Source organism: Sphingopyxis flava, assembly GCF_900168005.1.
Taxonomy (GTDB): Bacteria; Pseudomonadota; Alphaproteobacteria; order Sphingomonadales; family Sphingomonadaceae; genus Sphingopyxis; species Sphingopyxis flava.
Window position 1 is genome coordinate 1 of sequence record NZ_FUYP01000058.1, and the last position, 9,953, is coordinate 9,953.

A 9,953-nucleotide genomic window follows, 5' to 3' on the forward strand; every position below is an offset into this window, starting at 1 on the left:
GCCGCTTCGTTGGCCGCGCCCACACACGAATGTCGCGTCGCCGCTCGACACGGACAATCTCAACATCCGACAGCCCTAATATGCCGTCGATTCCCCGATCAGCCTTCTTCTTCATCAGACTTGTCCTTCCTATGACAAGTCTAACCCAATTTCCCTCATCCCCCGTTCACGAGGAAGAGCCGGATTTCTGCGGCTTACAGCAGTGATTCGCGTCCAGGGCCGTCCACACCGATCCACCCCTGGCCAATTTTGAGTGTGGGAAAAAATGTGGGAAAACAAAGAGCCATGAAAAGGCTCTCCGCAACCTCAGTGCGAACCGAAAACCGGATAGGTCGCCATAGCGATGGCGATGGGCTCTTCCTCGCCGTCGGATCGAACGGGTCGCGCAGTTGGGTGTGCCGGGTCCAGAAGGACGGGAGACGACGCGACTTCGGACTTGGGAGTGCTGCCAAGGTTTCGTTAGCCCGTGCCCGGGAATTGTCTCGGCAGGTTCGAGCTTGGGTCGAGGCAGGACTTGATCCGGTGCATGAGCGCCGAAAAGTCGAGGGCATTCCCACGTTCCGAGAGGCGACCGCCACCGTCTTCGCCAGCCATAGCAAGGGCTGGCGTAACGCGAAGCATAATTGGCAATGGCTTCGATCGCTCGAAATGTTTGTCTTTCCCAAGCTTGGTGACAAGAAGGTTTCGGAGATCACAGGGCCGCAGATCCACGAAGTCTTGTCGGAGATATGGCTAGTCAAACCGGAGACCGCCCGGCGGGTTCGCCAGCGGATTGGCGTCGTTCTGGATTGGGCCTTTTCCAAAGGATATCGCGAAACCGAAATATCGATGACCTCGGTAACGCGCGGTCTACCGCGACAACCAAAAACGACACAGCACTACGCTGCAATGCCTTACACAGACGTGGCCGGCTTTCTTATCCGGTTGCGTGAAAAGGAAACAATGGGCCGGTTGGCCCTCGAGTTTGCCATCGCGACCGCGGCAAGGTCGGGAGAGGTCAGGGGAGCGATCTGGTCGGAAATCGACCTTGCAGAGCGATTGTGGACAATTCCCGCAGAACGCATGAAAGCGGCACGTGAGCACGTCGTGCCGCTCAGCGATCATGCTTGCCGAATAATTGCTCGATGCGAGAGTCTCCGTATCGTCGGGGGAGACATAGTATTCCCTGGCATGAAGCCCAGGGAGACGATGTCCGACATGACAATCGTAAAGGTGTTACGCGATATGGACGAGCCCTATACGCCGCATGGGTTTCGGTCCGCATTTCGTGATTGGGCGAGTGAAACCACCGATTTTCCCGACAGGGTCGTCGAAGCGGCCTTGGCACATGCCGTAAAGGATAAAACCGAGGCTGCCTACCGGCGCGGGTCGCTGCTGGAAAAGCGGCGCGACCTGATGGCGGAATGGTGTCGCTTTCGTACCAATAACAGCCCTACATAAGACACCGACAACAGCACTTGGCGTTGCAATGATCGGGCCACGGCGGATATACGCGTGGGAATGGCCGGCTGGATCGAGGTCAACATTCGCGAGGATCGCGCGCCGTATATAATACGCTTGAAGTTTCCAGTCTGCTCCGCTCGAATATCGAACAGAGTTTTGCGGCCTTTCGAGCCGCTGTGCGGGAGCGCGCTAAACAACCTGGTGAATGACCGATAATAAGCGAACAGATTGCCTTCCAACGAGATCGGCCGGTCTCAATGGACGAGCCTATCGGCGCCCTATGGAGCACTGGCCCCTTTGCAAGGTCGAACCGCCGTCCCGCACGTTAGGGCAAGAATAGCTCTGCAATCCTGAGGCCGTCAGCAGGAGGCAAGGAACGCGTCGGGGCGGGCGAGCACGCGAAGCGGCAGCGCGGCCGCGGCGGCACGTGTCACCGCAAGCTGCGTCGGTGCCGATATCGTGACTAGCATTGGACAATCCGCGAGCACCGCCTTTTCGACGAGCTCGTAGGAGCAGCGCGAGGAGAGGAGCGCGAAGCCGCCGTCCCACGCCGCGCCCGCGCGTCGCATCGCGCCGATCAGCTTGTCGAAGGCATTGTGCCGCCCAACATCCTCGCGCATGAGCCGGATCGCGCCGGTCGCATCGACGAGTGCCGCGGCATGGGCTGCCCCCGTCCGGGCGTTGAGCAACTGTTGTTCGGAAAGCCCCTTGAGCGCCCGAAAGACGGCGGCGTCATTCGCCTCGCTGCGCGCCGTCACCGGCGGCAGCGGGCGCATCGCCTGTTCGATATTCTCGATCCCGCAAAGCCCGCAGGACGAATCCGAGGCGCGGTGCCGGACCCGGTCGAGAAGCGCATGGGCGCGGTCGGCCGCCAGATTGGCGCGCGCGACGATGCCTCGTTCGGTGCGGTGGAGCGCGACGCCGGACACCGGATCGCCCGCGAATTGAAGCCGCTCCGACAGCAGGAAGCCCGCCACCAGATCCTCAAGGTCCGACGGCGACGCCATCAGCACGGCATAGCCGATGCCATTGAATTCGAGCGCGATGGGGACTTCCTCCGCCAGCTCGCGATCGACGGCGGTTTGCCCGCCGTCCGGGGTCGTGCGGACGAACTTGTGGGGGGCGGCCGACATGGTCAGGCGGCGGCCGCGATCCGGCCGATCGCCGCCGCCGCGATCGGCGACAGGGCCGACGGGCGCTCGCGCGCGATTTCGACGATGCGGGCGCGCATGCCGGGATCCCAGAAGGCGCGAATATGATCGGCAACCATCGCCTCGGCCTCCGCCTGGCCCTGTGCCGCCAGATTGCGAGCGATCTGGTTCGCCATGTAGACCAGCCGGTCGCCGGTCGACATCGCGCCCTCTGTCTCGTCGGTCATTCGGCGGCTTCCGGAATGATGCGCCGGCTTTGCCGCGCATGTTCGGCATAATCCTCCTGCCAGTCCGACGGGCCGTTCGACAGGCCGACCTGGACCGCCGTGACCTTATATTCGGGGCAATTGGTCGCCCAGTCCGAATAATCGGTGGTGATGACGTTCGCCTGAGTGTCGGGGTGGTGGAAGGTGGTGTAGACGACGCCGGGTGCGACGCGTTCGGTGATCAGTGCGCGCAGCGTCGTTTCGCCCGCCCGGCTGCGCAAGCTGACCCAGTCGCCGTCCTTGATCCCGCGATTCTCGGCATCGACGGGATGGATTTCCAGCCGGTCTTCGGGATGCCAGGCGGTGTTCGCGGTGCGCCGCGTCTGTGCGCCGACGTTATAGTGGCTGAGGATGCGGCCGGTCGTGAGCAGGAGCGGGAAGCGCGGCCCGGTCTTTTCGTCGGTCGCGACATAGTCGGTGACGACGAACTTGCCCTTGCCGCGCACGAAGCCGTCGAGGTGCATCGTCGGCGTGCCGTCGGGCGCGGCGTCGTTCGCCGGCCATTGCAGCGAGCCTTCTTCATCGAGCCGGTCGTAGTGGACGCCCGCGAAGGTGGGGGTCAGCGCGGCGATCTCGTCCATGATCTCCGACGGGTGGCTGTACTTCCAGTCGAGGCCGAGCGCCTGCGCGAGCAGCTGCACGATCTCCCAGTCGGCATGGCCGTTGAGCGGAGCCATCACCTTGCGAACGAGCTGGATGCGGCGCTCGGCATTGGTGAAGGTGCCGTCCTTTTCGAGGAAGGTCGATCCGGGCAGGAAGACGTGCGCGTAGTTCGCGGTTTCGTTCAGGAACAGGTCCTGCACGACGACGCATTCCATCGCCGCCAGGCCCGCCGCGACATGGTGCGTGTTGGGATCGGACTGGAGGATATCCTCGCCCTGGATGAAGATGCCCTTGAATGTCCCGTCGGTCGCGGCGTCGAGCATGTTCGGGATGCGGAGGCCGGGCTCGCTGTCCAGCTTTACGCCCCATGCGCTTTCGAACATCGCGCGGGCGTCGTCGTCGGAGACGTGGCGATAACCGCTGAATTCGTGCGGAAAGCTGCCCATGTCGCACGCGCCCTGGACATTGTTCTGGCCGCGCAGCGGGTTCACGCCGACGCCCGGACGCCCGATGTTGCCGGTCGCCATCGCCAGATTGGCGATCGCCATGACGGTCGAGCTGCCCTGGCTATGTTCGGTGACGCCGAGGCCGTAATAGATCGCGGCGTTGCCGCCGGTCGCATAGAGGCGCGCGGCGGCGCGGAGCTCTTCGGCGGGGACGCCGGTGAGCGGCGCGGTGGCTTCTGGCGAGCGGGCGGGCTCGGATACGAAATCGGCCCAGTCCTGAAACTCGTCCCAGTCGCAGCGGGCGCGGATGAAGGCCTCGTCGCACAGCCTCTCGGTCACGATGACGTGCGCCATCGCGGTCAGCACCGCGACATTCGTGCCCGGACGCAGCGGCAGGTGATGGTCGGCCTCGACATGCGGCGAGCGGATCAGGTCGATGCGGCGCGGATCGACGACGATCAGCCGCGCGCCCTGGCGCAGGCGCTTCTTCATCCGGCTCGCGAAAACCGGGTGGGCGTCGGTGGGGTTGGCGCCGATGACGAGCATGACGTCCGCCTGCATCACGCTGTCGAAATCCTGCGTCCCGGCAGAAGTGCCGAAGGTGGTCTTCAGCCCATAGCCCGTCGGCGAATGGCAGACGCGCGCGCAGGTATCGACGTTGTTGTTGCCGAAGCCCTGCCGGATCATCTTCTGGACCAGGAAGGTCTCTTCGTTGGTGCAGCGGCTGGAGGTGATGCCGCCGATCGCGCGCGCGCCGTACTGGTCCTGGATGCGGCGGAACTCGCGCGCGGTATGGGCGATCGCCTCGTCCCAGCTCACCTCGCGCCACGGCTGGTCGATGCTGGACCGGATCATCGGTTTCAGGATGCGGTCCTGGTGCTGGGCATAGCCCCAGGCGAAGCGGCCCTTGACGCAGCTATGCCCGCGGTTCGCCTTGCCCTCTTTCCAGGGGACCATCCGCACCAGCTCCTGCCCGCGCATCTCGGCGCGAAAGGTGCAGCCGACGCCGCAATAGGCGCAGGTGGTGACAACCGCGCGGTCGGGGGTGCCCGTCTCGACCACTTTTTTCTCGATCAGCGTCGCGGTCGGGCACGCCTGGACGCACGCGCCGCACGACACGCATTCGGACGACAGGAAATCCTGTCCCTGGCTGGGTGAAACCTTGGTATCGAAGCCGCGCCCCTCCATCGTCAGCGCGAACGTGCCCTGCACCTCATCGCAGGCGCGCACGCAGCGCGAACAGGCGATGCATTTCGACGGATCGAAGTCGAAATAGGGGTTCGACTGGTCCTTTGGCTGCCCCATGTTGGTCGCACCGTCATAGCCGTAGCGCACGTCGCGCAGCCCGACCGCGCCGGCCTGATCCTGCAATTCGCAGTCGCCGTTGGCGGCGCAGGTCAGGCAGTCGAGCGGGTGGTCGGAGATATAAAGCTCCATCACCCCGCGGCGCAGCTGCTTCAGCCGATCGGTCTGCGTGCGCACGATCATGCCCTCTGCGATCGGCGTCGTGCACGAAGCCGGATAGCCGGCGCGCCCCTCGATCTCGACAAGGCAGAGGCGGCACGAACCGAAGCTTTCCAGATTGTCGCTGGCGCAAAGCTTCGGGATCGCGGTGCCGGTCAGCGAGGCCGCGCGCATGATCGACGTCCCCTCGGGCAGCGTGACCGCTTCGCCGTCGATCGTCAGCGTCACATTGCGCCCGGTCGCGAGGGCGGGCGGGGTGCCGTGATCGGTTTCGCGGGTAAAGGTCATCTGCTTACTCCGCCGCCTGCGCGATCGGCGCGGGCGCGCCGAAGTCTTCGGGAAAATGATCCAGCGCGCTCAGCACCGGATAGGGAGTGAAGCCGCCCAGCGCGCAGAGCGAGCCATATTTCATCGTGTCGCACAAATCGCGAAGCAGCGCGGTCTGCGCGCCGGGCGAAACTTCGATGCGGTCGGGCGAGCGCGAATAGAGCGCCTTTTCCAGCGTGCCCGTGCGCGCCGTCGGCGGAGCGGGTTCGGGAATGCGCGCCGCGATGATCCGGTCCATGATTTCGACCCCGCGCGTCGATCCGATGCGGCAGGGCGTGCATTTCCCGCAGCTTTCGGCCGCGCAGAATTCCATCGCGAACCGCGCCATATGCGCCATGTCGACGCTGTCGTCGAAGACGGTGATGCCGGCATGGCCGATCAGTCCGCCGGCCTGCGTGAAAGCCTCGTAATCGAAGGGCAGGTCGAACATCGACGGCGGGAAATAGGCGCCGAGCGGCCCGCCGACCTGTACCGCACGCACGGGGCGGCCGCTCGCGGTGCCGCCACCGACGTCGTTCACCAGCTCGCCGAGCGTGATGCCGAAACCGACCTCGAACAGTCCGCCGTTCTTAACATTGCCTGCAAGCTGCACCGGCATCGTGCCGCGCGAGCGGCCGAAACCGACATCGGCATAGGCCTCTGCCCCCGCCGACAGAATGAAGGGCACCGCCGCGAGGCTGAGCACATTGTTGATGACCGTCGGCCTGCCGAAGAGACCGGACAGCGCGGGGAGCGGCGGCTTGGCGCGGACCTGCCCGCGCTTGCCCTCGATGCTGTCGAGCAGCGCCGTTTCCTCGCCGCAGACATAGGCGCCCGCCCCGACACGCACCTCAAGGGTGAAGGGTGCGATCCTTGCCGCCGACAGCTCGATCGCCTTGCGCATCGTTTCGACCGCGAAAGCATATTCGCTGCGGATATAGATATAGCCGTGGCCCGCCCGGACCGCGTGCGCGGCGATCGCCATCCCCTCAATCAGGCAGAAGGGATCGCCCTCCATCAGCATCCGGTCGGCGAAGGTGCCGCTGTCACCTTCATCGGCGTTGCAGACGATATATTTGGGGCCGCCCGGCGCATCGAGCACGGTCTGCCATTTAATGCCCGTTGGAAAACCCGCGCCACCGCGTCCGCGGAGCCCGCTTGCCTTGACCGTGTCAACCACCGCCTGCGGCTCGGCCAATCGTGCGATGTCGAGCCCGGTCCAGCCGCCGTGCGCGGCATAGTCGGCGAGGCTCAGTGGATCGACGATCCCGCAGCGTGCGAAGGTAAAGCGCTGCTGCGCTGCGAAGAAGGGGAGGGCGCCGACGTCGCCAATGCGGTTCGGGTGCGAGCCGCCGAGTATCGCGGTGACGTCGCCGGCCGTGACCGGGCCGTAGCCGATGCGGCCCTCGGCACTTTCGACTTCGACCAGCGGCTCGACATTGAACAGCCCGCGCGATCCCGTTCGCACGACCTCGCAGCCCGCGTCGGCAAAGGCGCGCGCGACCGCATCGGCGCCGAGCGCGACCGAGGCCATGTCGCGGCTGATGAAGACGCGCGTCATACCGCGACCTCGGCGGCGATCGTGTCGAGCATCGCCGCATCGATGCGCGCGACGGGGCGGCCGTCGACGAGCGCATTGGGGCCGATCGCGCAAAGGCCTAGGCAATACACGGGCTCGAGACTGATTTGACCGTCGCGCCGGGTTTCGCCCATCGCGACGCCAAGCCTTCGCGATGCCGCGGCCTCGATCGCCGCGCCCCCCCGCGCCTGGCAGCTCTCGGCGCGGCACAGCTTGACTATATGGCGCCCGGCCGGCTTGCGACGGAAATCATGATAGAAGGTCAGGACACCATGCACGTCGGCGCGCGACAGGTTGAACGCCGCCGCAATAAAAGGAATCGCGGCATCATCGATATAGCCTATCTCGCGCTGGAGATGATGGAGAAGCGGAAGCAGCTGGTCGCGCTCATCGCCCTGCGCGTCGATCCAGTCCGCTATCACAAGTTCTGCGGCTGCCAGGTCCATGGTTATATCCTCTCCCTACAATATCGATTGCCCTTACGCCGCCGACGGGTCAAATCGAACTCCTTCATCTTTGATAGGAGAAATCTATCAGGCCGGACGGTAGGGCGCGGGAAGCCGAAGGCTCCGCGCAACGGCGAGGACCGTCTGGGCGAGCGGGCTCATCGGCGCCCGGTCGGAAACGATGATCCCGATGCGATTGGGCTCGCTCGTCTCGGGGAGGGGCGTCAAGCGGGCCCAGCTGAGCCCTTCAAGGAGGGTTATGTGACTGTCGGGCATGACCGTGCAGAGGTGCCCTTGGCGAATGATCGCGAGAAGGGCGATATAGGAATCTGCGGTGACTGTCGGGCGCAGCGCCAACCCGAACGCCGCAACGCGGGCGTCAAGAATGCGGCGGTTCTGCATGCCTTGGTGGAGGAGGCAAAGCGGCAGGCCAGCCAGGTCCGGCCATTCGGGCGTCTCTGGAACCGTTATGCCGTCCCGCGCGCTCACCAGGATGCTTCGTTCGGTGTAAAGCGGTATCGATAGCGCGTGCGCGGGGGATTCGAAATCAAGATAGGTTACGCCGGCATCGAGCTCGAACGCGGCGAGGTCGCGCTCGATCTGCCGCGAGGTCAGCGCGCGGAGCTGGACGTTAAGCTCGGCGGCATGACTGCGGATCGCCTCGACAAGGATGCCGGTCGCCGGCATCGATGCCGGTATCGCACCGAGCCGCAGTTCACCCTTGAGGGGACCCCGTGCGGTGCCTGCCGCCTGGCCGAGCGCCTCGGTCGCGGCCACGATCTGTTGGGCCCATGGCAGGATGGCTTCTCCCTCGGGCGTGAGTCCCGCATATTTGCGGTCCCGCACGATGAGGCGTTTACCGAGCTGGCCTTCGAGCGTCGCAATTCCTGCTGAAAGCGTCGGTTGAGACACATGGCACGCAGCGGCGGCGCGGCCGAAGTGCCGTTCGCGGTGAAGCGCCAGGAAATATTCGACAAGGCGTGTCTGCATATCGGTTGCGGCACCTTCTGAGGTGGTCCCGCCTTCTTGGACAGGTTTGCGGCAAAATTAAGCTCAAGCCGATGTCGTCATGCCGCGAGTTTGGCCATCAGATCATGGGGGGCATGCCCCCCATGATCTGATGGGCCGATTTGCTCATATGCCTCTGTCGGGGTTCTACCGGCAAGGGCGGAATGAGGCCGTTGGTGGTTATAGTAGGTGAACCAGCGCGCCAGGCCCGCCCGCAGTTCCGGTGGCCAAGGCCATGAATTACCTGCTCAACGACTGGCCGGGCTTCACCAACTTTCTGAGTGACGGGCGGATATGCCTTACGAACAATGCCGCCGAGCGCGAGGTCCGCGGTGTTGCCCGGGGCAGGAAGGCCTGGCTCTTTGTCGGCTCGGACCGCGGCGGAGAGCGTGCGGCGATGATGTACAGCCTCATCGGAAGCTGCCGGCTGAATAGTGTCGATCCGCTGCTCTGGTTGACTGATGTCCTCGCGCGGATCGCGGATATGCCCCAGAGCCGGCTGCAGGAGCTGCTTCCCTGGAACTGGAAGGCCCTGCGCCAAGCCGAGACGATCGAAATGGCCGCCTGACATGGCCGATATCAGCACCGTCTATACGCTCAGGCAGGCCGCCCTCATCCTCGGAGAAACCGAGGACATGCTCTGGGAGGCGTCGATCGGGATGTTCTCCGAAGATGGCAGCATAAGAATCATCGACGATGCCTTCTCCGATGACGACTGGGCAATCGCCAGGGCCTTCACCGAGGAAGGCATCGAAAACCTGAAATACATCATCGACGCTATCAAAGCCGCGCGGCGCTGAATCCGCGCCGCTACCGCAAGGCCTGACAATCGCTAGATCCCGCGGCCGCTAACGGATGCGTACAGCTTTTCGTCAAATCTTCGACGATGAGGATCGGGCTCTTCGTCATGTCCCGATCGCGTCCACAGGATCGATTCGCGCCGCCCGCCGGGCGGGGAGGAGCGAGGCGAGCATGGCGGCAAGCGATGTCAGGAGAATGGCGAGTAGAAAATCGCCCTGCGCTCGGTCGATGGGGAGAGCGCCGACCTGGGCTTCATCGACGGGCGGGAAGGGGAGCAGCGCGAGCCAAGCCAAGGATGCGCCCATCAACCCGCCGGCGACCCCGAGGAGTGTGCCTTCGATAAGGTAGTCATCTGGAACTGAAGTAAGCATCATTGTATATGCTCTCATCGGACATTTGGGAGCGTTTCATGATGGCGGGTAGACAGGCGGATTTGGTCG

General features: G+C 64.4%; 10 protein-coding genes and 1 pseudogene. 3 read left to right on the plus strand and 8 right to left on the minus strand.

Translation table 11 applies throughout. From position 1 onward, the window contains the following. Positions 1-285 precede the first annotated feature (285 nt). The gene (locus B5X69_RS19800; RefSeq protein WP_079640236.1) at positions 286-1,440 is read left to right on the plus strand and encodes a tyrosine-type recombinase/integrase; all 1,155 of its coding nucleotides are present in this window, start codon (positions 286-288) and stop codon (positions 1,438-1,440) included. Between the two features lie 362 nt (positions 1,441-1,802). Here B5X69_RS19800 and fdhD read toward each other — a convergent pair whose 3' ends face one another. The 7 genes from fdhD to B5X69_RS22125 form a co-directional block, all read right to left on the minus strand. Next, on the minus strand, positions 1,803-2,576 hold the full coding sequence (gene fdhD / locus B5X69_RS19805) for a formate dehydrogenase accessory sulfurtransferase FdhD (protein WP_079640237.1): 774 nt from the start codon (positions 2,574-2,576) through the stop codon (positions 1,803-1,805). A 2-nt stretch (positions 2,577-2,578) separates the two neighbouring features. Further along, positions 2,579-2,821, minus strand: a complete 243-nt coding sequence (locus tag B5X69_RS19810; protein WP_079640238.1) for a formate dehydrogenase subunit delta — start codon at positions 2,819-2,821, stop codon at positions 2,579-2,581. Further along, positions 2,818-5,661: a formate dehydrogenase subunit alpha gene (gene fdhF, locus B5X69_RS19815; RefSeq protein ID WP_079640239.1), complete on the minus strand. Its 2,844-nt coding sequence runs from the start codon at positions 5,659-5,661 to the stop codon at positions 2,818-2,820. Before fdhF ends, B5X69_RS19810 begins: the two co-directional genes overlap by 4 nt. Positions 5,662-5,665: 4 nt before the next feature. After that, entirely contained in the window at positions 5,666-7,240 is a 1,575-nt protein-coding gene (locus B5X69_RS19820) for an NADH-ubiquinone oxidoreductase-F iron-sulfur binding region domain-containing protein (RefSeq protein ID WP_079640240.1), read from the minus strand. Then, a complete protein-coding gene (locus B5X69_RS19825; RefSeq protein ID WP_079640241.1) occupies positions 7,237-7,704 on the minus strand; it encodes a formate dehydrogenase subunit gamma in 468 nt (155 codons plus the stop codon). Before B5X69_RS19825 ends, B5X69_RS19820 begins: the two co-directional genes overlap by 4 nt. Positions 7,705-7,791: 87 nt before the next feature. Beyond that, positions 7,792-8,694 carry a LysR family transcriptional regulator gene (locus B5X69_RS19830; RefSeq protein ID WP_079640242.1) on the minus strand — a complete coding sequence of 301 codons (903 nt, stop codon included), beginning with the start codon at positions 8,692-8,694 and terminating at the stop codon, positions 7,792-7,794. A gap of 77 nt (positions 8,695-8,771) precedes the next feature. Beyond that, a complete protein-coding gene (locus B5X69_RS22125) occupies positions 8,772-8,930 on the minus strand; it encodes an integrase core domain-containing protein (RefSeq protein WP_425441538.1) in 159 nt (52 codons plus the stop codon). A gap of 2 nt (positions 8,931-8,932) precedes the next feature. Between B5X69_RS22125 and B5X69_RS19840 the strand changes: the two are divergent. Together B5X69_RS19840 and B5X69_RS19845 are read left to right on the plus strand one after the other, a co-directional pair. Then, positions 8,933-9,280: pseudogene (locus B5X69_RS19840) on the plus strand (IS66 family transposase); the annotation flags it as partial. Position 9,281: 1 nt separating this feature from the next. Next, positions 9,282-9,512 carry a hypothetical protein gene (locus B5X69_RS19845; protein ID WP_008828478.1) on the plus strand — a complete coding sequence of 77 codons (231 nt, stop codon included), beginning with the start codon at positions 9,282-9,284 and terminating at the stop codon, positions 9,510-9,512. A 105-nt stretch (positions 9,513-9,617) separates the two neighbouring features. On the opposite strand, the gene B5X69_RS19850 is transcribed toward B5X69_RS19845, so the two are convergent. Beyond that, a complete protein-coding gene (locus B5X69_RS19850; protein ID WP_079640243.1) occupies positions 9,618-9,887 on the minus strand; it encodes an ABC transporter permease family protein in 270 nt (89 codons plus the stop codon). Positions 9,888-9,953 lie beyond the last annotated feature (66 nt).

Bases quoted from the DNA above. Each gene is read 5' to 3' on its own strand.
- fdhD (WP_079640237.1), bottom strand. From the start codon at position 2,576: ATGTCGGCCGCCCCCCACAAGTTCGTCCGCACGACCCCGGACGGCGGG.
- B5X69_RS19825 (WP_079640241.1), bottom strand. From the start codon at position 7,704: ATGGACCTGGCAGCCGCAGAACTTGTGATAGCGGACTGGATCGACGCG.
- B5X69_RS19800 (WP_079640236.1), top strand. From the start codon at position 286: ATGAAAAGGCTCTCCGCAACCTCAGTGCGAACCGAAAACCGGATAGGT.
- B5X69_RS19845 (WP_008828478.1), top strand. From the start codon at position 9,282: ATGGCCGATATCAGCACCGTCTATACGCTCAGGCAGGCCGCCCTCATC.
- B5X69_RS19850 (WP_079640243.1), bottom strand. From the start codon at position 9,887: ATGATGCTTACTTCAGTTCCAGATGACTACCTTATCGAAGGCACACTC.
- B5X69_RS19830 (WP_079640242.1), bottom strand. From the start codon at position 8,694: ATGCAGACACGCCTTGTCGAATATTTCCTGGCGCTTCACCGCGAACGG.
- B5X69_RS19810 (WP_079640238.1), bottom strand. From the start codon at position 2,821: ATGACCGACGAGACAGAGGGCGCGATGTCGACCGGCGACCGGCTGGTC.
- B5X69_RS19820 (WP_079640240.1), bottom strand. From the start codon at position 7,240: ATGACGCGCGTCTTCATCAGCCGCGACATGGCCTCGGTCGCGCTCGGC.
- fdhF (WP_079640239.1), bottom strand. From the start codon at position 5,661: ATGACCTTTACCCGCGAAACCGATCACGGCACCCCGCCCGCCCTCGCG.